19 protein-coding genes are annotated in these 22,153 nt (G+C 72.9%); 11 read left to right on the top strand and 8 right to left on the bottom strand.

Going from position 1 to position 22,153, the window contains the following annotated elements; translation table 11 throughout:
• Positions 1-35: 35 nt before the first annotated feature.
• Positions 36-1,778, top strand: a complete 1,743-nt coding sequence (locus K8U61_RS17165; protein ID WP_372454284.1) for a BCCT family transporter — start codon at positions 36-38, stop codon at positions 1,776-1,778.
• Here the strand turns inward: K8U61_RS17165 and K8U61_RS17170 are convergent.
• Positions 1,741-3,180, bottom strand: a complete 1,440-nt coding sequence (locus K8U61_RS17170; RefSeq protein ID WP_224124263.1) for a GuaB1 family IMP dehydrogenase-related protein — start codon at positions 3,178-3,180, stop codon at positions 1,741-1,743. The genes K8U61_RS17165 and K8U61_RS17170 overlap by 38 nt on opposite strands.
• 25 nt (positions 3,181-3,205) lie before the next feature.
• Between K8U61_RS17170 and galK the strand changes: the two genes are divergently transcribed.
• Positions 3,206-4,375 (top strand): galactokinase, encoded by a 1,170-nt coding sequence (gene galK / locus K8U61_RS17175; protein ID WP_224124264.1) that lies wholly within the window; start codon positions 3,206-3,208, stop codon positions 4,373-4,375.
• Between the two features lie 90 nt (positions 4,376-4,465).
• Here the strand turns inward: galK and K8U61_RS17180 are convergent, their stop codons facing one another.
• Positions 4,466-5,767, bottom strand: a complete 1,302-nt coding sequence (locus tag K8U61_RS17180) for a DUF2252 domain-containing protein (protein WP_224124265.1) — start codon at positions 5,765-5,767, stop codon at positions 4,466-4,468.
• Between the two features lie 46 nt (positions 5,768-5,813).
• Between K8U61_RS17180 and K8U61_RS17185 the strand changes: the two genes are divergently transcribed.
• Both K8U61_RS17185 and K8U61_RS17190 read left to right on the top strand, forming a co-directional pair.
• Positions 5,814-6,212, top strand: coding sequence for a hypothetical protein (locus K8U61_RS17185; RefSeq protein WP_224124413.1), 399 nt, complete (start codon positions 5,814-5,816; stop codon positions 6,210-6,212).
• A gap of 35 nt (positions 6,213-6,247) precedes the next feature.
• Positions 6,248-7,630, top strand: coding sequence for an LLM class flavin-dependent oxidoreductase (locus tag K8U61_RS17190; protein WP_224124412.1), 1,383 nt, complete (start codon positions 6,248-6,250; stop codon positions 7,628-7,630).
• On the opposite strand, the gene K8U61_RS17195 is transcribed toward K8U61_RS17190, so the two are convergent.
• On the bottom strand, positions 7,623-8,840 hold the full coding sequence (locus K8U61_RS17195) for an acyl-CoA dehydrogenase family protein (protein ID WP_224124266.1): 1,218 nt from the start codon (positions 8,838-8,840) through the stop codon (positions 7,623-7,625). The genes K8U61_RS17190 and K8U61_RS17195 overlap by 8 nt on opposite strands.
• Positions 8,837-10,207, bottom strand: a complete 1,371-nt coding sequence (locus tag K8U61_RS17200; protein ID WP_224124267.1) for an acyl-CoA dehydrogenase family protein — start codon at positions 10,205-10,207, stop codon at positions 8,837-8,839. The genes K8U61_RS17195 and K8U61_RS17200 overlap by 4 nt, the downstream gene beginning before the upstream one ends.
• A gap of 91 nt (positions 10,208-10,298) precedes the next feature.
• Between K8U61_RS17200 and def the strand changes: the two genes are divergently transcribed.
• Together def and K8U61_RS17210 are read left to right on the top strand one after the other, a co-directional pair.
• Positions 10,299-10,892: a peptide deformylase gene (def, locus tag K8U61_RS17205; protein ID WP_224124268.1), complete on the top strand. Its 594-nt coding sequence runs from the start codon at positions 10,299-10,301 to the stop codon at positions 10,890-10,892.
• Positions 10,893-11,007: 115 nt separating this feature from the next.
• The gene (locus tag K8U61_RS17210) at positions 11,008-12,147 is read left to right on the top strand and encodes a magnesium and cobalt transport protein CorA (protein WP_224124269.1); all 1,140 of its coding nucleotides are present in this window, start codon (positions 11,008-11,010) and stop codon (positions 12,145-12,147) included.
• A gap of 155 nt (positions 12,148-12,302) precedes the next feature.
• On the opposite strand, the gene K8U61_RS17215 is transcribed toward K8U61_RS17210, so the two are convergent.
• The gene (locus K8U61_RS17215) at positions 12,303-13,106 is read right to left on the bottom strand and encodes a TrmH family RNA methyltransferase (RefSeq protein ID WP_224124270.1); all 804 of its coding nucleotides are present in this window, start codon (positions 13,104-13,106) and stop codon (positions 12,303-12,305) included.
• Entirely contained in the window at positions 13,099-14,328 is a 1,230-nt protein-coding gene (cobA, locus tag K8U61_RS17220; protein ID WP_224124271.1) for a uroporphyrinogen-III C-methyltransferase, read from the bottom strand. Before cobA ends, K8U61_RS17215 begins: the two co-directional genes overlap by 8 nt.
• A 95-nt stretch (positions 14,329-14,423) precedes the next feature.
• On the opposite strand from cobA, the gene K8U61_RS17225 reads away from it, so the two are divergent.
• The 3 genes from K8U61_RS17225 to K8U61_RS17235 are packed head-to-tail and all read left to right on the top strand — an operon-like array spanning position 14,424 to position 17,299.
• Positions 14,424-14,951: a YbhB/YbcL family Raf kinase inhibitor-like protein gene (locus tag K8U61_RS17225; protein WP_224124272.1), complete on the top strand. Its 528-nt coding sequence runs from the start codon at positions 14,424-14,426 to the stop codon at positions 14,949-14,951.
• 9 nt (positions 14,952-14,960) lie between these two features.
• Positions 14,961-16,259, top strand: a complete 1,299-nt coding sequence (locus K8U61_RS17230) for a type I glutamate--ammonia ligase (protein WP_224124273.1) — start codon at positions 14,961-14,963, stop codon at positions 16,257-16,259.
• On the top strand, positions 16,247-17,299 hold the full coding sequence (locus tag K8U61_RS17235; protein WP_224124274.1) for an amidohydrolase family protein: 1,053 nt from the start codon (positions 16,247-16,249) through the stop codon (positions 17,297-17,299). Before K8U61_RS17230 ends, K8U61_RS17235 begins: the two co-directional genes overlap by 13 nt.
• Positions 17,300-17,301: 2 nt before the next feature.
• Here K8U61_RS17235 and K8U61_RS17240 read toward each other — a convergent pair whose 3' ends face one another.
• Both K8U61_RS17240 and K8U61_RS17245 read right to left on the bottom strand, forming a co-directional pair.
• On the bottom strand, positions 17,302-17,922 hold the full coding sequence (locus K8U61_RS17240) for an FMN reductase (RefSeq protein WP_224124275.1): 621 nt from the start codon (positions 17,920-17,922) through the stop codon (positions 17,302-17,304).
• On the bottom strand, positions 17,919-19,088 hold the full coding sequence (locus tag K8U61_RS17245; protein WP_224124276.1) for an LLM class flavin-dependent oxidoreductase: 1,170 nt from the start codon (positions 19,086-19,088) through the stop codon (positions 17,919-17,921). Before K8U61_RS17245 ends, K8U61_RS17240 begins: the two co-directional genes overlap by 4 nt.
• A 219-nt stretch (positions 19,089-19,307) precedes the next feature.
• Between K8U61_RS17245 and K8U61_RS17250 the strand changes: the two genes are divergently transcribed.
• Both K8U61_RS17250 and K8U61_RS17255 read left to right on the top strand, forming a co-directional pair.
• Positions 19,308-20,345 (top strand): LacI family DNA-binding transcriptional regulator, encoded by a 1,038-nt coding sequence (locus tag K8U61_RS17250; RefSeq protein WP_224124277.1) that lies wholly within the window; start codon positions 19,308-19,310, stop codon positions 20,343-20,345.
• Positions 20,346-20,450: 105 nt separating this feature from the next.
• Entirely contained in the window at positions 20,451-22,109 is a 1,659-nt protein-coding gene (locus tag K8U61_RS17255; RefSeq protein ID WP_224124278.1) for a glycoside hydrolase family 13 protein, read from the top strand.
• Positions 22,110-22,153: the final 44 nt, after the last annotated feature.

Raw genomic sequence — 22,153 nt, forward strand, 5'->3', positions numbered from 1 at the left:
TTTCGCCCGCCGAGCGCCCCGGGTAGGGGTACCCGGTGACTCTGCAGGCAGACCGTCCACCGCACACCCACTCCCCGGGGCGCTCCCCGGACCCCGCTGACACCCACCCGGCCCTCGAGCCGGTGATCGAGGAGGCGGTCCCCGACCGTCCCGGGGTCGACCGGGTCGTCTTCGGCGTCACCGCCGCGATCGCCGTCGGCTTCCTGGTCTGGGGCTTCCTCAGCACCGACTCGCTCGCGACCGCCTCCGGCAACGCCCTCACCTGGGTCATGGAGGACACCGGCTGGCTCTTCGTGACCACCGCGAGCGCCTTCGTGGTCTTCGTGATCTGGCTGGCGGCGAGCCGCTTCGGCAACATCCCGCTCGGCCGGGACGACGAGGAGCCGGAGTTCAAGACGGTCTCCTGGGTGGCGATGATGTTCAGCGCCGGCATGGGCATCGGGCTCATGTTCTACGGCGTCAGCGAGCCGATCACCCACTTCGCCACCCCGCCGCCGGGCACCGGCGAGGCGGGCAACCCGGAGGCCGTCCAGCACGCGATGGCCACCACCCTCTTCCACTGGACGCTGCACCCCTGGGCGATCTACGCCGTCGTCGGCCTGGCCATCGCCTACGGCACCTACCGCAAGGGCCGGCTCCAGCTGATCTCCGCGGCGTTCGAGCCGTTGCTCGGCAAGCGGGCCAACGGCGCGTGGGGCAAGGTGATCGACATGCTGGCGATCTTCGCCACGCTCTTCGGCTCCGCCGCGTCCCTCGGCCTCGGCGCGCTCCAGATCCAGAGCGGCCTGGAGATCGTCGGTGGCATCGGGAAGGTCGGCAACGGCGTCCTGGTCGGGATCATCGCCGTCCTCACCGTCGCGTTCATCCTCTCGGCCGTCTCCGGCGTCGCCAAGGGGATCCAGATCCTCTCGAACGTCAACATGGTCCTGGCGCTCGCGCTGGCCGTCTTCGTCTTCGTCGTCGGCCCGACCGTCTTCATCCTCAACCTGGTGCCCACCTCGATCGGCAGCTACTTCCAGGACCTCGCCATGATGTCCGCGCGCACCGGCGCCGAGGGCGACAAGACCAACGCCTGGCTCGAGTCGTGGACCGTCTTCTACTGGGCGTGGTGGATCTCGTGGACCCCGTTCGTCGGCATGTTCATCGCCCGGATCTCCCGTGGGCGGACGATCCGCCAGTTCGTCAGCGGCGTCCTGCTGGTGCCGAGCCTGGTCAGCCTCGTCTGGTTCTGCATCTTCGGCGGCGCCGCCATCGACCAGCAGCAGGGCGGCACGGACATCGCCGGTGCCGGCGGCATCGAGTCGCAGCTGTTCAGCACCCTCGAGGCCTACCCGGTCGCGACGATCGCCAGCGTCGTGGTGATGGTGCTGGTCGCGATCTTCTTCGTCTCCGGCGCCGACGCCGCGTCGATCGTGATGGGCACCCTCTCCGAGCGCGGGACGCTCGAGCCGTCGCGGAAGACCGTGATCTTCTGGGGCGTCGCCACCGGAGCCGTCGCCGCGGTGATGCTGCTCGTCGGCGGCTCGGACGCGCTGACCGGGCTGCAGACCATCACCATCGTGGCCGCGCTGCCCTTCGTGCTGGTGATGATCGGCCTGGCCGTCTCGCTGGTGAAGGACCTGCGCTCCGACCCGATGATGGTGCGGCGCCGGTACGCCGCGGAGGCGGTCGAGCAGGCCGTCGTCACGGGCGTCACCGAGCACGGCGACGACTTCGTCATCGCCGTGGACCGGGATCCCGCTACGTCCAGCTCGTCGACAGCGGACGACCCTCGGTGAAGCCCGCGGTCGACTGAACGCCGATGACCGCCCGCTCGTGGAGCTCCGCGAGCGAGGCGGCACCGGCGTACGTGCAGGCCGAGCGGACCCCCGAGCAGATCTGGTCGATGAGGTCCTCGACTCCGGGACGCGCGGGGTCGAGGTACATCCGCGAGGAGGAGATGCCCTCCTCGTAGAGGCCCTTCCGGGCCCGGTCGTACGCCGACTCCGTGCTCGTCCGGTTGGCCACCGCGCGGGCGGAGGCCATGCCGAAGGAGACCTTGTAGGAGCGGCCGTCGGAGTCGCGCATCAGGTCGCCGGGCGACTCGTGCGTGCCGGCGAACCAGGAGCCGATCATCACCGACGACGCGCCGGCGGCCAGCGCCAGCGCGACGTCGCGCGGGTGGCGCACGCCGCCGTCGGCCCAGACGTGCTTGCCCAGCTCGGCGGCCGCGGCGGCGCACTCGAGCACCGCGGAGAACTGCGGACGGCCGACGCCGGTCATCATCCGGGTCGTGCACATCGCCCCGGGCCCGACGCCGACCTTGACGATGGAGGCGCCGGCCTCGATCAGGGCACGGGTGCCGTCGGCGGAGACCACGTTGCCGGCTACGACCGGCACCTGCGGGTCGAGGGCGCGTACGGCGCGCAGCGCCTCCAGCATGCGGTCCTGGTGACCGTGGGCGGTGTCGACGACGAGGCAGTCGACGCCGGCCTCGAGGAGCTCCTTCGCCTTCTGCGCCACGTCGCCGTTGACGCCCACCGCGGCGGCGATGCGCAGGCCGCCGGTCGGGTCGACCGCCGGGGCGTAGAGCGTCGCGCGCAGGGCGCCGGTGCGGGTGAGCACCCCGACCAGGTCCCCATCGCGGTCGACGGCGACCGCCAGCGCGGCGTGGGCGTCGTCGAGGGCGTCGAAGACGGCGCGCGGGTCGGTCGTCGAGGGCACCAGCACTGCGGGCGGCTGCATCACGTCGCGGACCTGGGCGAAGCGGTCCACCTCTGCGCAGTCCGCCTCGGAGACGACGCCGACGGGCTTCCCGCCGTCCACCACCACGGCCGCGCGGTGGGCGCGCTTGGGGATCAGTGCCAACGCCTCGGCGACCGTCTGGTGCGGAGTGAGGGCGATCGGGGTGTCGAAGACCAGGTCGCGCGACTTCACGAAGCGCACGACCTCGGCCACCACCGGCACGGGGATGTCCTGCGGGATCACCGTCAGGCCGCCGCGGCGCGCGATGGTCTCGGCCATCCGCTTGCCGGCGATCGCGGTCATGTTCGCCACGACGAGCGGCAGGGTGGCGCCCGTGCCGTCGTTGGTGGCGAGGTCGACGTCGTAGCGGCTCGCGACCGCGGAGTGCCGCGGCACCATGAAGACGTCGTCGTAGGTCAGGTCGTGGGTCGGCGAGGGGCCGTCGAGGAACTGCACGTCAGAGCAGTCTACGGTTCCTGACGTGCCGTCCTCCTCCTTCGTCGCTCCCGGAGACCCCGCCGCGCTCCTCGAGGAGGTGCGGGCCGCGTTCGCGTCGGCGTACGCCGCGCCGCCCGCGGTCGTCGCGCGAGCGCCGGGCCGGGTCAACCTGATCGGCGAGCACACGGACTACAACCGCGGGCTGGTGCTGCCCGTGGCGCTCCCCCACGCCACCTACGCGGCGGTGCTGCCGCGGACCGACGACCGCGTGCGGATCGCCAGCCGCGAGCAGGACGAGCCCTGGGCCGGGACCCTCGACGACCTCGAAGCGACGACCGGCTGGGCCGCGTACGCCGCCGGTGCCATCTGGGCGCTGCGCGAGGCCGGGATCGACGTACCGGGGCTGGACCTGCTGGTCCACGGGACCGTCCCGCTCGGCGCGGGCCTGTCCTCCTCGGCGGCGCTCGAGTGCTCGGTGGCGGTCGCGGCCTGCGCGCTGGCCGACGTCGAGCTCGACCGGCGCACCGTCATCGACGCCTGCATCCGCGCGGAGACCGAGGTCGCCGGCGCGCCGACCGGCGGGATGGACCAGACGGTGTCGATGCTCGCCTCGCGGGACGCGGCACTGCTGATCGACTTCGACTCCGGCGAGAGCCGGGACGTGCCGCTGGACCTCGCCGGCGCCGGGCTGGCGCTGCTGGTCACCGACACCCGGGTCTCGCACGCCCTCGTCGACGGTGGGTACGGCGCGCGCCGGGCCGACTGCGAGCAGGCGGCGTCGGAGCTCGGGCTGCCGTCGCTGCGGGCGGCCACCGCGGAGCAGGTCGCGACCCTGACCGACGACCGGGTCCGGCGCCGGGCCGCCCACGTGGTCTCGGAGATCGGCCGGGTGACGGAGGCGGTCGCGGCCGTCGAGGCGGGCGACTGGACGGCCGTCGGTGGGCTCTTCGCCCGGTCCCACGTCTCGATGCGCGACGACTTCGAGATCTCCTGCCCCGAGCTCGACCTGGCCGTCGACACCGCCGTCGAGGCCGGCGCGATCGGGGCGCGGATGACCGGCGGCGGGTTCGGCGGCTCGTCGATCTCGCTGGTGCCGGTCGAGCGGGTCGAGGCCGTCGCCCGGGCCATCGACACCGCCTTCGCCGCGGCCGGGTTCCGTTCCCCCGCCCACCTGCTCGCGCCGCCGTCCGCGGCCGCCGGGCTGGTCGACTGACCGCTCGCCGTACGGGCGGGATTGGTCACCAACCCCCTCCTGGGAGCGCTCCGAGAGCAGGTTGGTGACCAATCCACCCCCTGGGGGCGCTCAGGTCGCGGAGACGCCGATCCGCCCCTCCCGGAACGCATCGACGAAGAGGGCGTGGTCCTCGCGGACCCGGTCGGCATAGCTGATGCCGAAGTCGGTCACCCAGGCGATGAACTCCTTGCGCCGCCGGTCGAGGCAGTCGGCGATCGCGTCCTCGACCTGGAAGTCGACGAGGTCCTGGTCGCTGTCCTCGTCGGACGCACAGTGGATCTTGGCCGTGGCCCGACCCAGCTGGTCGACGACCGACGCGATGTCGTCGGGCTCGGTGAGTCCCGACCAGTCGAGATCGATCTCGTACGGCGAGAGCTCGGCGACGACGTAGCCGACGCCGTCGATGTCGGTGTGCCCGAGCAGCGGGTCGGTGTGCACCTGCAGCGCGCGCTGGCTGACCACGGTCCGGTGTCCCTCGTGGTCGAAGTAGCGCTCGACGGCCGCACTGTCCACGAAGCGGCTGACCGCGGGGACGTTGGCCTGCTTCATGGTCAGCACGACGTCGTTGTCGAGGGCCTGGCTGAAGCCCTCGACGAGCAGGTTGTAGGCCGGCAGCCCGGCGCTGCCGATGCCGAAGCCACTGCGGCCGACCACGTCCCGCAGCTCGTAGAAGAGGTCCCGGTCGAAGCGCTTCGTGTCCGGGATGGTGTCCAGGTAGGCCGCGAAGGCGCGCTCGACCCTCGCCCGCTCCCGCTTGCCGAGGCGGCGTGCCCCGCCACCCTCCGTGAAGCGCCGCGCACCGTCCTCCACCACGGTGATGCCATCGAGCTGCTCGGCCCGGCGCTGCCCGCGGGCCTCCACGAGCGCGTCGTGGATCGGCCCGTCGGTGTTGTCCAGCCGCAGGGCGTAGTCGTCCTCGTCGGAGCGGCGGTAGTCGTCGACCTGCGCGAGGTAGGACCGCAGGTAGCGGCCGATGAGACGGCGTACGTCGTCCTCGGGCAGCGCCTTCTGCCAGCCCACCAGCGCCAGCGAGGCCGCGAACCGCTGCAGGTCCCAGGTGAAGCGGCCCAGGTAGGCCTCGTCGAAGTCGTTGACGTCGAAGACCAGACGGCCGTCGGCGTTGAGGTAGGTCCCGAAGTTCTCGACGTGGAGGTCGCCGTGGATCCAGATCCGGCCGCTCCGCTCGTCGCAGAAAGGGTCCGCGTCGGCGGTGACGTCGGCGTAGTAGAGGCACGCCGTCCCCCGGAAGAAGGCGTGCGGGTCCGAGGCCATCGTGCGGTACTTGCCCCGGAACGCCGCGGGGTCCGCCGCCACCAGCGGCGCGAACGCCTCGTCCAGCACGTCGATGATCTGGCTCGTCCGATCCGGCATGGACGGAGCATGCCCAGGGGCGTCGGCGGCATGCTTGAATCGCCAGATGGCGAGCAAGAGCGCGTTCGACAGGCTGCAGGAGACCGTCGTCGGCACCGTCCGCGGTGTCGCCAAGGACCCGGTCGGTACGGCGAAGGGGACGATCGCCATCGGTCGCGCCGTCGTCGGCCAGGTCGTCGAGCAGGTGACCCGCGTCGTCCACGACCGCGGCGGCAAGGGCACGCCGCCCCCGTCCGCTCCGCCCGCGAAGCCGGCGCCGCCCGCACCCGTGCCCGTGACCGCCGCGGAGCCTCCGGCGCCCAGTCCCACCGAGGTGGCGAAGGTGGTGGCCAAGAAGGCCCCCGCCACCAAGGCTCCGCCCGCGAAGAAGGCGGCTGCGAAGAAGGCGCCGGCCAAGAAGTCCACGCCCAGCGCCAAGCTGCCGCCCCGGAAGCAGGAGGACTGACGACCGAGCGGCTCCCCGACCCGGCGCTGGTCGTCCTGGTCGGCGCCTCGGGGTCCGGCAAGTCGACCTGGGCGGAGGCGCGCTACCGGCGCGACGAGATCGTCTCCTCCGACGCCCTGCGCGGCGTGGTCGGCAGCGGACCGCACGACCTGGACGCGTCCGCGGACGCCTTCGACCTGCTCGAGCGGATCGTCGCTGCCCGGCTCGGTCGCGGCCTCACCACCGTGGTCGACACGCTCGGGCTCGACCAGGAGCGGCGTACGGCGTGGCTCGCGGCCGCGCGCGCCGCCGGCCTGCCGGCCCTGGTCGTCCACCTCGACACGCCCTCGGACCTGTGCCGGGAACGCAACCGCGGTCGGGACCGCCCGGTGCCGGCGCAGGTGCTCGCCGGACAGCTCCGCAAGGTCGCCGCCGTCGCCACCGCGCTCGACCTCGAAGGCTGGGACGCCGTCCACCGCCTCTCCGAGCCGGGTCGTGCTGCTGAGGGGGCGCCCCAGCGCCCTGTGGGCAGCACGACCGCGGTGGCGCAGCGGCGCAACAGCCAGGGGCTCCGGTTCGTCCTGCAGGTCGGGCGCTTCCCGTGGCGCGAGGATCCGGCGGCGTGGCTGAGCGGGATCGCGCTCGCCGCCGACGAGGCCGGCTTCGCGGGACTGGCGCTGATGGACCACCTCATCCAGATCCCGCAGGTCGGGCGCGCCTGGGAGCCGATTCCCGAGCCCTGGGTGACGCTCGGGCTGCTCGCCGGCCTGGACACCGGGCTCGACCTCGGGACACTCGTGACGCCGGTGACCCTCCGTCCGCCGGGGATCACCGCCAAGGCGGCCGCCACGCTCGACGCGCTCAGCGGAGGCCGCGCGTTCGTGGGCGTCGGCGCCGGCTGGTGGGCGCGGGAGCACGCGGCGTACGGCGTGCCCTTCCCACCACCCCGGGAGCGCCTGGACGACCTCGAGACGGGCATCGCGACCATGCGGGCGCTCTGGGCTCCCGGCACCAAGGCGTCCGGCGACCTGCCGGAGACCACCTGCTACCCGAGGCCAGCGCACGACATCCCGATCGTCGTGGGCGGGTCGGGCGCGCGCACCCTGCGGATCGGCGCCCGCCTCGGGGACGCGGTCAACGTCCGCACCGAGCTCGTCGACCGCGCGCTTGCTGCAACCGAGGGCACCGACGTGCGGGTGACCGTCCTCGACCTGCCGACCATCGGCCTGGACCGCGACGACACCTGGGCCCGGGTCGAGCGCCTGCGCGGCACGACGAAGGCGGCGACGTACGCCGAGCGGTCGCACGCGGGCACCCCGGCCGAGCAGCGCGACCGCTACGGGACGCTGGCCGACCGGGGCGTCGACACGGTGTTCCTGGCGCTCGCGGACCTGGACGGTCCGGAGGACCTGGAGCGGCTGATCCCGCTGACTACTTGAGCTCGGCGCTCGTCAGCCCGAGCACGCGCCGGGCCACGATGAGCAGCTGGATCTGCTGGGTGCCCTCGAAGATGTCGAGGATCTTGGAGTCGCGCGACCACTTCTCCAGCAGCTCGCCCTCGCTGTAGCCGACCGTCCCGGCCAGCTCCACGCACGAGAGCGTGATGTCGGAGCCGACCCGGCCGGCCTTCGCCTTGGCCATCGAGGCCTCCAGCGAGTTGGGCTGCCGGTTGTCGGCCATCCACGCCGCCTGGAGCATCAGGAGGTACGCCGCCTCCCAGTCCGCCTCCATCTGCAGGAACTTGGCAGCCGCGGCGTGCTGCACCTGCGCCGGTCGGTCGTAGTCGACCTCGACGCCGGCCTTCTCCAGCAGCTCGCGGGTCAGGTCGAGCGCGGCGCGGGCGCAGCCGACCGCCATCGACGCCACCAGCGGGCGGGTGTTGTCGAAGGTGGCCATCGCACCGGCGAAGCCCTGCTTCACGTCGATCTCGGGCGAGCCGAGGAGGTTCTCGGCGGGCACCCGGCAGTCCTCGAAGCGGATCGTCGCGGTGTCGGAGGCCTTGATGCCGAGCTTGTGCTCGAGCCGCTCGACGGTCATGCCGGGTGTGCCCTTGGGCACCACGAACGACTTGATCGCCGCGCGGCCGAGGTCCTTGTCGAGCGTCGCCCAGACGACCACCGCGTCCGAGCGGTCGCCGGAGGTCACGAAGATCTTCTCGCCGTTGAGCACGTAGTGGTCGCCGTCCAGCACGGCCGTCGTCCGGATGTTGGCGGAGTCGGAGCCGGTGCCGGGCTCGGTGATCGCCATCGAGGCCCAGACGCCGTCGAAGCGGTCGTGCTGCTCCTCGTCGGCGACCGAGGCGATGGCGGAGTTGCCGAGCCCCTGGCGCGGCATCGAGAGCAGCAGGCCGACGTCGCCCCAGCACATCTCGGCGATCGACATGACCGACGCGAGGTTGGTGCCGTTCTTGACGGAGCCGTCGTCGCCGGCCTTGTCGTCGCGCTTCACGCCGGCGGCGCCGGCGCCCTCGCTCGCGCCGGACTCGGAGAGCCCGTCGATCATGGCGGCGAGCATGTCGAGCTCCTTGGGGTACTCGTGCTCGGCCTTGTCGTACTTGCGGGAGATCGGTCGCAGCATGTTCATCGCGACCTGGTGGGCCTGGCCGACGAGCGGCTTGAACTTCTTCGGGTCGTCGAGCGAGATGCTCATACGAGGACACCGCCTTCCATGACGCCGATGGCCCGGAGGTCGCGGTACCACCGCTCCACCGGGTGCTCCTTCACGAACCCGTGCCCGCCGAGCAGCTGCACGCCGTCGAGCCCGATCCGCATGCCCTTGTCGGCGCACAGCTTGCGCGCCAGCGCCACCTCGCGGGTCGCGTCCTTGCCGGCGGCCACGCGGGACGCGGCCTTCCAGGTCAGCAGGCGCATCGCCTGCAGCTCGATCGCGATGTCGGCGACCATGAACGCCACGGACTGGCGGTGGGCGACGGGCTCGCCGAACGCCTGACGCTCCTTGACGTACGGCGTCACGTAGTCGAGCACGGCCTGGCCGACGCCCACAGCCAGCGCGCACCAGGCGAGGCGGGAGAGGCGCACGCAGGCGGCGTACGTCGACCCGTCGGTGTCGCCGAGGACCGCGTCGGCCGGGACCCGGACGTCGGTGAGCTCGAGGCGGGTCAGACCGGCGGCGCGCACACCCATCCCGGGGTCGGCGACGACCTCCAGTCCCGGCGTGCCGGACTCGACGAGGAAGAGGACCGGGTGGCCGTCGAGCTGGGCGCCGACGACGAACACCTCGGCCTCGGCGCCGCGCGGGACGGCCGACTTCACACCCGAGAGGACGTAGCCGTCGTCGGTGCGGGTCGCGGTCGTGGCGGGGGTCATCGCGTCGTATAGGACCGCGGGCTCGGCCAGCGCCAGGGCGGCCACGGCCGCGTCCTCACCCTCGCCGGTGAAGGCCGGGAGGTAGGTCTGCTGCTGGGCGTCGGTGCCCCAGAGGCCGATCGCGGTCGCGACCGAGCCGGGCGCCAGGGCGGCGACGGCGAGGCCGAGGTCGCCCCTTGCGAGCGCCTCGGCCACCAGGACGCCGGCGACGGCGGACCGCTCGTCGGCGATGCCGCCGAGCGACTCGGGCAGCCCGAGGATCGGCAGGCCGACCTCCTGGCCGGCGGCGAGCACCTCGGCAGGCGCCGCGCACGCGTCGTCGGCGTCGGCCGCGACCGGACGGAAGACCTCGGTCGCGAGCTCGGTGACCACGTCGACGAGCATCTGCTCGTCCTCGGTCGGGGTGAGGTCGAAGACGCCGGAGCGGGGCGCGTCGGTCGGACGGGTGCCGGGGGCGCCCCTCTTGCCCTTCTTGGCGAAGGTGCGACCGGCCGCGGTGATGGTCTTGAAGCCGCTGCGGGTCGTGGTGAAGACCGCCTGCTCGGTCTGCTTGCGCAGCCCGAGGCGGTCGAGGAGGTCGCTCTGGGCGAGGCGGCCGAGGGCGGCGACGGCGTACCCGATCGGGTCGCGGGACTCCGAGGCCGGTACCCCGTTGCGGCCGCCCGGCTTGAGGCTCTGCATCACGGACATGGGCCAAATGTAACTCGGAGTTACACTCAGCGCTACAGCCAACGCTGATCCTGGGCCGTGGAGCGGGTCACACGGTGGCTACCCTCTCCCCATGCCCAGCGAGACCGAGACCGTCCACGCTCCCCACGGCCCGCTCCCCGAGGGTGGCACCGTGCGGCCGATGACCCGGTGGGGCACGCCGGTGATGCACCGCCCGCAGGCCGCGGTGACGGCGTACGACGAGGCGCTCCGCACGCTGGTCGCCGACATGGTCGCCACGATGTACGCCGCGGACGGGGTCGGGCTGGCCGCCTGCCAGATCGGCGTCGACCAGGCGGTCTTCGTCTTCGACTGCCCCGATGCGTCCGGCGAGCGGACCGTCGGGGTCGTCTGCAATCCCGCCGTCACGCTGCCCGAGGGCAAGGACCGCCAGCTCGACGTCGACGACGAGGGCTGCCTGTCCTTCCCGGGCGCGTTCGTCGAGTGCGCCCGGCCCGACTTCGCCTCGGTGACCGGCACCGGCCTGGACGGCGAGCCGGTCGCGTTCGAGGGCGACGGGCTGCTCGCGCGCTGTCTCCAGCACGAGACCGACCACACGCTCGGCACGGTCTTCGGCGACCGGCTGCCGATCAAGCAGCGCAAGAAGCTGCAGAAGGCCCACGACAAGGCGGCGGGCGACTACCCGGCCGAGTGGCCGGCCACCTGACCTGCGGCGTACCCTTCCTTTCGTCGGAAGAGACCCGAGCCAGGGAGGTGAGAGCGGTGCATAGCGACAGTACGCGCGTCCCCCGTCCTCTCCTCACCGACTGCGAGGTCCCGTCATGTCCGACCGCAGCTTCAAGCCGATCCGCTCACTGACCGGCCGGGTCCGCCGACCCGGCTCGCGTCGCACTCCTGCCGCACCCGGCGCCTCGCTCGCCGTCGAGCGCATCGGTGACCGGGTCAGCATCGTCGACAGCGCGATCTACGTCGCCGGGGACCGGGTCGAGTCCCCCACCTCGCTGGCCGACAGCTACCGCTCGCTGCGCGAGCACGAGGGCGCGGTCGCCTGGATCGGGCTCTACCGGCCCGACCACCACGAGCTCGGGTCGATCGCCGACGAGTTCGACCTCCACGAGCTGGCCATCGAGGACGCGATCGTCGCGCACCAGCGGCCCAAGCTGGAGCGCTACGACGACACGCTCTTCGTGGTGCTCCGCGCCGCGCACTACGACGACGCGCGCGAGGAGGTCGACTTCGGCGAGGTGCACGTCTTCGTCGGCCCCGACTTCGTGATCACCGTCCGGCACAGCGAGTCGCCGGACCTCTCCGCCGTACGCCGCCGCCTCGAGAGCAACCCCGACCTGCTCTCGCTCGGTCCGGAGGCGATCCTCTACGCGATCCTCGACCGGGTCGTCGACGGCTACCTGCCGGTGGTCGCGGGCCTGGGGCAGGACATCGACGAGATCGAGACCGAGGTCTTCGGCAGCGCGCCCGAGGTGTCGCGGCGCATCTACGAGCTCTCGCGCGAGGTGATCGAGTTCCAGCGCGCGACGCGCCCGCTCGCGGCCGTGCTCGCCAACCTCAGCGCCGGCTTCGACAAGTACGGCACCGACGAGGAGCTGCGCCGCTACCTCCGCGACGTCGAGGACCACCTCACGCAGGTCATCGAGCAGGTCGACGGCTTCCGCCAGCTGCTCCGCGACATCCTCACCGTGAACGCGACGCTCGTCGCCCAGCGCCAGAACGAGGAGATGCGCGCGCTGTCCGAGGCGAGCATCGAGCAGAACGACGACGTCAAGCGCATCTCCGCCTGGGCGGCGATTCTCTTCGCCCCGACCCTGGTCGGCACGGTCTACGGCATGAACTTCGACCACATGCCCGAGCTGCACTGGGCCGCCGGCTACCCCTTCGCGCTCGTCCTGATGCTGCTGGTCAGCGTCACGCTCTGGGGCGTCTTCAAGCTGCGGAAGTGGATCTGAGCGGGTTGGGGTCGACTGCCGTTGCAACGCCTGAGAAGTGACGGGGTTGCCTGAGAAGTGGCCGGATCCGACCCACGCCGTCCAGCGGGGGGATTGGTCACCAACCCCATGATCTCGGGCCGGATCGACCAGGTTGGTGACCAATCCCCCCGGGGTCAGCGGCGGGCGGTGACGTAGCAGGCGACGGCGGAGGCGGCGGCGACGTTCAGCGAGTCGACGCCGGGGGCCATCGGGATGATGGCGCGGCGGTCGGCGGACTCCTCCCAGCGGGGCGACAGGCCGTGGCCCTCGGACCCCAGCACGAGGGCGACGCGGGCGGCGCCGGCGACGGCGTCCTCGACCGGTACGGCGTCGGGCGCGAGGGTCAGGGCGACGGTGGTGAAGCCGGCGGAAGAGAGAGTCGGCAGGGCGTCGTACCAGTCCGGGAGGCGGGTCCAGGGCATCGAGAACACCGTGCCCATCGCGACCTTGATCGAGCGGCGGTAGAGCGGATCCGCGCACCGGGGAGCCAGCAGCACGGCGTCGAAGCCCATCGCGGCGCCGGAGCGGAAGATCGCGCCGACGTTGGTGTGGTCGACTATCTCCTCCAGCACCAGCACCGACCGGGCGCCTTCGAGCACCGAGGCGACCGACGGCAGCGGGCGTCGCTCCAGGGAGGCGAGCGCACCGCGGTGGACGTGGAAGCCGGTCACCGACTCGATCAGCGCCTCGGGCATCACGTAGCAGGGCGCGTCGGTGCCGGCCAGCGAGTCGGCCAGCCCGTCGAGCCAGCGGGGCGCCATCAGGAAGGACCGCGGGGCGTAGCCGGCGGCCACGGCGCGGCGGACGACCTTCTCCCCCTCGGCGAGGAAGAGGCCGTGCTCGGCCTCGAGGTGCTTGCGCAGCTCGACGTCGCGCAGGTCGCGGTAGTCGGCGAGCCGCGGGTCGTCGGCGTCGGTGACCTCGACGAGCTCAGCCACCGAACGCCCCGGGATGCGCGACCCGCACCACCTCGCCGACCACGATGATCGCCGGCGGCCGCACCTCTTCGGCAACGAGCGCCGAGGCGAGGGTGCCGAGGGTCGCGAGCACGGTCCGCTCGCCGGGCATCGTGCCGTCGCAGACCACGGCGACCGGCGTCGTGGCGGGCCGACCACCGGCGACGAGCGCATCCGCGATCGCGGGCGCGTTCTCGACCGCCATCATCAGCACCACGGTGCCGTGCATCGAGGCGACGGCCGACCAGTTGGTGAGCGAGTCGGGGTGGCCGGGCGGGATGTGCCCCGAGATGACCGTGAACTCGTGGGCCACGCCGCGATGGGTGACCGGGATGCCGGCGACGGCGGGTACGGCGACCGGGCTGGTCAGCCCGGGGATCACGGTGACCGGCACGCCGGCCTCGCGGCAGGCGAGGATCTCCTCGTAGCCGCGGCCGAAGACGAAGTTGTCGCCGCCCTTGAAGCGGACCACCCGCTTGCCGGCGAGGGCGCGCTCGACGATGACCCGATTGATCTCCTCCTGCTGCGCGGACCGGCCGCGCGGGAGCTTGGTGACGTCGACGAGCTCGACGTCGGCGGGCAGGTCGCCGAGCAGCTCGCGCGGCGCGAGTCGGTCCGCCACGACGACGTCGGCGTCCATCAGCGCCTTGCGGCCGGCGATGCTGATCAGCTCGGGATCGCCGGGGCCGCCGCCGACCAGGACCACGCCGGGAGCGTGGTCCCGCTGGCGCCGGGCGGCGAGCGTGCCCTCGCGCAGCTCCTCGACGATCTCGTCGCGGATCCGGGCCGAGCGCTGCGGCTCGCGGTTGCAGAGCACCGCGACCGTGATCCCGTCGTGGCGGCCGGTGGCCGGCGTCCACGCCGTGGCGCGGGTGCCGTCGTCGGCGCGCACGCAGAAGACGCGGCGTACCTCCGCGGCCGCGGAGACCGCCTCGTTCACCGCGGTGTCCGCGGTGGCGGCGATGCAGTACCAGCTGTCGTCGAGGTCGGCGTCCTCGAAACGGCGCTCGTGCCAGGTCAGCTCGCCTGCGCCGACCATGCCCTCGATCGCCGGCGTCACCTCCGGCGAGACGACGTGCACGTCGGCGCCGGCCGCGATCAGGTGGGGCACCCGCCGCTGCGCGACGTGCCCACCGCCCACGACCACGACGCGGCGGTCGGCAAGGCGGAGTCCGGCGGGGTACGTCGGGTAGTCGTCGTCCACGGCCCCATCATCGCGTGTGCGCCAACGGGCCCCTGGGCACGGGTTCGGGGACCGGACTAGGTTCGGTCCCAGCACGCCACTGCGATAGGAGCGACATGACCCTCGACCGTCCCGTGAGCCCTGACCCCTACGAGCTGCTGCCCGCCGTACCGTCGTTCACCGTCACCAGCGCCGACGTCACCGACGGCCAGCCGTTGAAGGACGACCAGGTCGCCGCGGCTGGCAACACCTCGCCCCAGCTGTCCTGGGAGGGCGCGCCGGAAGGCACGAAGAGCTACACCGTCACCTGCTTCGACCCGGACGCCCCGACGCCGAGCGGCTTCTGGCACTGGATCCTGGTCGACCTGCCCGCGGACGTCACCTCGCTGGATGCCGGTGCGGGCGCCGAGGGCGCCGACCTGCCCGGCAACGCCTTCATGTGCCGCAACGACGGCGGCCCGAAGGCGTTCATGGGCGCCGCTCCGCCCGAGGGCGACCAGGTGCACCGCTACTACTTCGTGGTGCACGCGGTGAAGGAGGAGACCCTCGGCGTCGACTCGGACGCCTCGGCCGCGGTCGTCTCCTTCAACCTCGCCTTCAAGACGGCCGCTCGGGCGATCGTCCACGGCACCTACCAGCACTAGCGACCACCGGTGAGCGACCTGCCGGTCGACCTGGTCCTGGTCGGCGCGTCGATCGTCGACATGTCGGGGGGATCCCGCGCGAAGTACGTGCCCGCCGGGCGCCTCGCGAACTTCCGCGCCGCCGGGCTCGGCGCCTCCCCCTCGTGGAGCGTCTTCACCGCGGACGGGGGCATCGCGTTCACTCCCGAGCTCGGCGTCGTCGGCGACCTGCGGATCCGGATGGATCCCGCGGCGCCGCGGGTGGTCGCGCCCGGCATCGGCTGGCTCCCGGGTGACCTCTGCGACCAGGAGGGCCGGCCGACCACGATGTGCGCGCGGAGCCTGCTGCGGCGCACCACCGAGCGTGCGCGCGACGCCGGTCTCGCGGCCACCGTCGGCGCCGAGCTGGAGTGCACGCTGCTGGACGCCGACGGCGGCCATGCGTCGGGAGGCGGCTGGGCGCCGTACGGCCTCTCCAGCTCGCTGGACCGTGCGGCCTTCCTCGTGGACCTCGCCACCGCCGCGGAGAGGGCCGGGCTGGCGCTGGAGCAGGTCCACATGGAGTACGGCCACGACCAGCTCGAGGTCTCCCTCTCCCCTGCCGACCCGGTCCGGGCCGCCGACGACGTGATCCTCGGTCGGGTCGTGATCGGTCGCGCCGCCGCCCGGCACGGCCTGCGTGTCTCCTTCTCGCCGGTGCCCTTCGCGGGCGAGGCGGGCAACGGCGCCCACCTGCACCTCTCGCTGCGGTCCGCCGACGGACCCGTCCTCTCGGGCGGCGCCGGGCACCACGGCCTGACCGACGTCGGCAGCGCCGCGATCGCCGGCGTCCTCGATGCCCTCCCCGGCCTGCTCGGCGTCTACGCCGGATCCGCGGTGTCGGCCGCCCGGCTCCAGCCGGGCAACTGGGCGGGTGCCGCCCTCTGCTGGGGGCTGGAGAACCGCGAGGCGGCGGTCCGCCTCGTCGCAGCCGGGCCGGGCAGCGTCCACGGCGCGAACGTCGAGCTCAAGGTCGTCGACCCGAGCGCCAACCCCTACCTCGCGGTCGCCGCCTTCCTCGGCAGCGCGCTGCGCGGCATCGAGCTCGGCCTCCCGCTGCCGGAGGAGGTCGGGGTGCACCCCTCGGACTCCGACCGCGAGCTCGTCGCGCTGCCGGCCGGCCAGGCGGCCGCGCTCGACGCGCTCGAGGACTCCGCGGTGGCGGCCGAGCTGCTCGGCGCACCGGTGGTCGCGGGCGTCCTCGCCGTACGCCGGCACGAGGTCGCGGCCTACGCCGACCGGCCGCTGGCCGAGACCGCCGAGGCACTGCGGTTCGCATGGAGCTGCTAGAGCACCTCCGCACCGTGCGGCTCGTCGACCACCACGTGCACGGCTGGTTCACCGAGCCCGGCGACCGGGCGGCCTTCGAGGCGGCTCTCAACGAGGGCTCCCCGGGGCCGGTCAGCACCGGCTTCGACCTACCGATCGGGGTCGCGGTCCGGCGCTGGTGCGCACCCCTCCTCGGACTGCCGCCGCTCGTCTCCGCCGACGCGTACTGGGAGGCACGCTCCGCGACGCCGTACGACGAGCTGGTGGGGACGTTCCTGGGCGCGGCCGGGGTCGACCAGTGGCTGGTGGACACCGGGCTGACCCCGGGAGTGGTCACCAACCCGGTCCCGATGAGCGAGGTCGTCCGCCTCGAGACCCTCCTGGAGGAGGCACTGGGCGAGGACGACCCGGTCGGCGCGTTCCGCGAGCGGCTGGACGCCGCGGCCCGGACCGTCGTCGCGACCAAGACGATCGCGGCGTACCGGTGCGGGCTCGACATCGACTGGGCGCGGCCCTCCGACGCCGAGGTCGGGGCGGCGGCCCGGCGGTCGGCGCCGCGGGTGACCGACCCGGTGCTGGTGGCGTTCGCGGTCCACGAGGCCGCTGAGCGCGGGCTGCCGCTCCAGGTCCACACCGGCCTCGGCGACCGCGACCTCGACCTGCACCGGGCCGACCCGATGCTGCTGCTCCCGCTGCTCCGCAGCATCGGCTCACCGGTGCTGCTGCTCCACTGCTACCCCTTCCACCGGCAGGCGGGCTACCTCGCGCAGGCCTTCGACCACGTCCACTTCGACGTCGGCCTGGCCGTCAGCCACCTCGGCGCCCGCTCGGTCGAGCTGGTCGCCGAGGCGATGGAGCTCGCGCCCTTCGGCAAGCAGCTCTACTCCTCGGACGCCTACGGGCTGCCCGAGCTCCACGCGCTCGGGTCGCTTCTGTGGCGGCGGGCGATGGGTGAGGTGCTCGGCGGCTGGGTGGCCCGCGGCGACTGGTCCGAGGCCGACGCCGTCGCGGTCGTCGACCTCGTCGCCGCCGGCAACGCCCGGCGCGTCTACGGCCTCTGAGGTCAGCGACCCTCGGACGCCTGGCGGAGCAGCTCCTCGAAGGGCGTCACCGCGGCGAGCTCGTCGTCGACGGTGCGCCGCTTGGTGACGGCGGTGTCCACCCGGCTGACCTTGCCCATCAGCGCGGCGAGCTCGCCGGCGGCCCGGTCGACCCGGGTCTGGAGGTCGGTGCCGGCGAAGTCGTCGGTGGCCGCGAAGACACCGGTCGGGACGACCACCGCGTGCAGGTAGGCGAAGAGCGGCCGCAGCGCGTGCTCGAGCACCAGCGAGTGGCGGGCCGTGCCGGCGGTCGCGGCGACCAGCACCGGGGTCCCGTCGAGCGTCCCGGTCTCCAGGACGTCGAAGAACGTCTTGAAGAGGCCGGAGTACGACGCGGAGAAGACCGGCGTCACGACGATCAGCCCGTCGGCCTCGCGCACGGCTTCCTGCGCCGCCGCCAGCCCCGGACCGGGGAACCCGGTCAGGAGCTGGTCGGTCAGCTGGTGGGCCAGGTCGCGCAGCTCGACATGGGTCACCTCGACGTCTTCGAGGGCCTCGACGGTGGCGGCGGTGAGCCGCTCCGCGAGCAAGGTGGTCGACGACGGGTTCGAGAGCCCGGCCGAGATCACCACGAGCCTGGTCATACCGTCGCCTCCAGGTAGTCCTCGTCCTGGACGTCGTCCTCGGCCCGGTGGCCGGTGGCGCTGTCGGCCTCGGCGTACACCGTCGAGTCCTTGGCACCGCCCGCGGCCGCGACCAGCGACGCGTGGGTCGGCGCGTCCGGCACGTTCGCCGGGCGGCCCTCGGCCATGCCCTTGCGCAGGTCCGGGAGGATCTCGCCGAGCAGGTCGAGCTGCTCGAGGACCGTCTTCAGCGGCAGGCCGGCGTGGTCGACCAGGAAGAGCTGGCGCTGGTAGTGGCCGACGTAGTCACGGAAGCCGAGCGTCCGCTCGAGCACCTGCTGCGGGGAGCCGACGGTCAGCGGGGTGGCCTCGGTGAAGTCCTCCAGGGAGGGGCCGTGGCCGTAGACCGGCGCGTTGTCGAAGTAGGGCCGGAACTCGTCCACCGCGTCCTGGCTGTTCTTGCGCATGAAGAACTGGCCGCCCAGGCCGACGAAGGCCTCGTCGTACGCGCCGTGGCCGTAGTGCTCGAAGCGGCGGCGGTAGAGGTCGACCATCTGCTGGGTGTGCCCGGCCGGCCAGAAGATGTGGTTGTGGAAGAAGCCGTCGCCGTAGTAGGCCGCCTGCTCGGCGATCTCGGGGCTGCGGATCGAGCCGTGCCACACGAAGGGCGCGACGCCGTCGAGCGGGCGCGGGGTCGAGGTGTAGCCCTGGAGCGGGGTGCGGAAGCGCCCCTCCCAGTTGACGACGTCCTCGGACCACAGCCGGCGCAGCAGCGCGTAATTCTCGATCGCGAGGTTGATGCCCTGGCGGATGTCCTTGCCGAACCACGGGTAGACCGGGCCGGTGTTGCCGCGGCCCATCATCAGGTCGACGCGGCCGTCGGTGAGGTGCTGGATCTTGGCGTAGTCCTCCGCGATCAGCACCGGGTCGGTCGTGGTGATCAGCGTGGTGGCCGTCGACAGGATGAGGTTCTCGGTCTTGGCGCCGATGTAGGCGAGGGTCGCGGTCGGGTTCGACGCGATGAAGGGCGGGTTGTGGTGCTCGCCGGTCGCGAAGACGTCCAGGCCGATGTCCTCGGCCTTCTGGGCGATCGCCACGGTGGCCTTGATCCGCTCGTGCTCGGTCGGCGTCCGGCCCGTGGTGGGGTCCGTCGTCACGTCGCCGACGGTGAAGATGCCGAACTGCATGGCCACTCACTCCTGAGGTAGTTGGTTGAAATCCGAACTATGCCGTCCAACCACGGACACCACACGAGTATTCCTGCCACCAGCCCCCCGTGGAGCGCGTCCCCGCCTGGCTCCCCTTCCTCGTGGTGGTCGGCCGGGGTCGCTGATCGCGCTCGTGGTTGCGCAGTTCTTGCAACCATTTGCAGCCTCGTTGCCGTGCCGTGCACCTATGCTGCCGCCATGACGCGACGACTGGCCGAGGTGGCCGCCCGTGCCGGCGTGAGCGAGGCGACCGTCAGCCGGGTGCTCAACAGCAAGCCCGGGGTCTCCGAGGCGACCCGCAACACCGTGCTCACCGCCCTCGACGTCCTCGGCTACGAGCGACCGACCAAGCTGCGCGGCGAGCGTGCCCGCCTGGTCGGCCTGGTGCTGCCCGAGCTGCAGAACCCGATCTTCCCGGCGTTGGCCGAGGTGGTCGGCGCCCAGCTCGCCCAGAACGGCCTGACCCCGGTCCTGTGCACCCAGACCAACGACGCCAGCGCCGAGGCCGACTACGTCGACATGCTGCTCGAGCAGCAGCAGGTCGCCGGCATCATCTTCGCGGGTGGCCGCTACAGCCAGACCGACGCCGACCACCAGCACTACGAGCGACTCGCCGGCCGCAAGCTCCCCGTCGTCCTCCTCAACGCCGGCATCCCCGCACTGCCCTTCCCCCGCGTCGTCTGCGACGACGCGAGCGCCGCCGAGCAGGCCGTCGACCACCTTCGATCCCTGGGCCACGAGCGCATCGCGCTCGTGCTCGGCCCCCGCGACCACCAGCCGTCGGTGCGCAAGCTCGAGGCGGCACGGGCGGTGCTCGCCGCATCCGGCGCCCCGCTCGACGAGCGGCTCGTGACGCACGGGCAGTTCAGCCTCCAGGCTGGCCAGGCGGCCGCGACCACCCTGCTCGACCGGGGCGCCACCGCGCTCATCTGCGCCAGCGACCCGCTCGCCCTCGGCGCCATCCGGGCGGCGCGGCGCGCCGGCCACCGCGTGCCCGACGACGTGTCCGTGGTCGGCTACGACGACTCGGCGTTCATGTCCTCCGTCGAGCCGCCGCTGACCACCGTGCGCCAACCGATCGAGGCCATGGGGCGCGCCGCCGTGGGCGCCCTGCTCGCCCAGATCCGGGGCGATGAGCTCGGCGCCGAGGAGCTGCTCTTCGAGCCGGAGCTGGTCGTCCGGCGCTCCACGCGGCCGGCAAGTGGGCCCGCTCCCACTGCAAGATCTGAAAGTTAATTACGTGCTGTCAGGTTCTTGCAGCCGTCTGTAAGACAGCCCTAGCGTTCCGGCCGGCGCCGTCGGTGTGACGGTCGCCACGACGACCGGAAGCCGAGGCTGCGCGTGACCCCACCCGACCGACCCACCAGCGGGCCCGTCCCCGAGCAGGACTGGTGGCGCGGGGCGTCGATCTACCAGGTCTATCCGCGCAGCTTCGCGGACGCGGACGGTGACGGCACCGGCGACCTGGCCGGCGTCCGCACCCGTCTGGCCTACCTCTCCACCCTCGGTGTCGACGCGCTGTGGTTCACCCCGTGGTACCCCTCGCCGATGGCCGACGGCGGGTACGACGTCGCCGACTACCGCGCGATCGACCCGCAGTTCGGCAACCTCGCGGAGGCCGAGGGTCTGATCCGCGACGCGGCAGCCGTCGGGATCCGCACCATCATCGACGTCGTCCCGAACCACGTCTCGGACCAGCACGCGTGGTTCCGGGCCGCGCTGGCCGCCGGACCCGGCTCCCCCGAGCGTGAGCGCTTCTGGTTCCGCGACGGTCGTGGCGAGGACGGCGGGCTGGCGCCCAACGGCTGGGTCTCCGAGTTCGGCGGACCCGCGTGGTCGCGGGTGATCGGGCCTGACGGCGTACCCGAGCAGTGGTACCTCCACCTCTTCGCGCCCGGGCAACCCGACATCAACTGGGGCCACCCCGATGTCGTGCGCGACCACGAGGAGATCCTGCGGTTCTGGTTCGACCGCGGCGTCGCCGGCATCCGGATCGACTCCGCGGCCCTGCTGGCCAAGGACGAGCGTCTCCCCGACGTCGTCGGCCGGCCCGACCCGGGCGAGCACCCGTACGTCGACCGGGAGGACCTGCAGGACATCTACCGCTCCTGGCGCCGGATCGCGGAGTCCTACGGCCCCGACCGCGTGCTGATCGGCGAGGTCTGGCTGCCCGACGCCGAGCGGTTCGCCCGCTACCTGCGCCCGGGCGTGCTGCACGCGGCCTTCAACTTCGACTACATGACCGCGCCGTGGGACGCGAAGGCGCTGCGCGCCTCGATCGAGCAGACGCTCGACGTCCACGATCGCGTCGGCGCCCCGGCCACCTGGGTGCTGTCGAACCACGACGTCACCCGGCCCGTGACCCGCTACGGCCGGGAGGACACCGCGTTCGCGTTCGACACGAAGCGGTTCGGCATCCCCACCGATCTGGGGCTCGGCACCCGCCGGGCCCGGGCGGCGGCGCTGCTGGCGATGGCGCTCCCGGGCGCCTACTACCTCTTCCAGGGCGAGGAGCTCGGGCTCCCCGAGGCCGACATCCCGATCGACCGCATCGAGGACCCGATGCACGCGCGGTCGGGTGGGGTCGACCCCGGGCGGGACGGCTGTCGCGTGCCGTTCCCGTGGTCGGGCACGGAGCCGCCGTACGGCTTCAGCCCGCGCCGGGTCGACACCTGGCTCCCCCAGCCCGTCGGCTGGGGCTCGCTGACCGCCGCCGCCCAGGCCGGGGACCCCGGCTCGATGCTCGAGCTCTATCGCTCCGCGCTGCGGATGCGGCGCGAGCTGCCCGAGCTGGGCGACGGCGCGCTCACCTGGCTCGACCTCGGACCCGACGCGGCCGACGTCATCGCCTTCCGGCGGGGCGACCGCTTCGCGGCCGTCACCAACCTCTCGGGCGCCCCGGTGGACCTTCCCGCCGGGGCCCGGGTCCGTCTCGCCAGCGCACCGGTGGAGGGAGGCCGCCTGCCTGCCGACGCCAGCGCCTGGCTCGACCTCGGCTGAGGCCGACCGGACGCCGTACCCATCACCTACCACCACGCAGATCA

Origin of the sequence: Nocardioides mangrovi (assembly GCF_020073815.1) — a bacterium.
Taxonomy (GTDB): Bacteria; Actinomycetota; Actinomycetes; order Propionibacteriales; family Nocardioidaceae; genus Nocardioides; species Nocardioides mangrovi.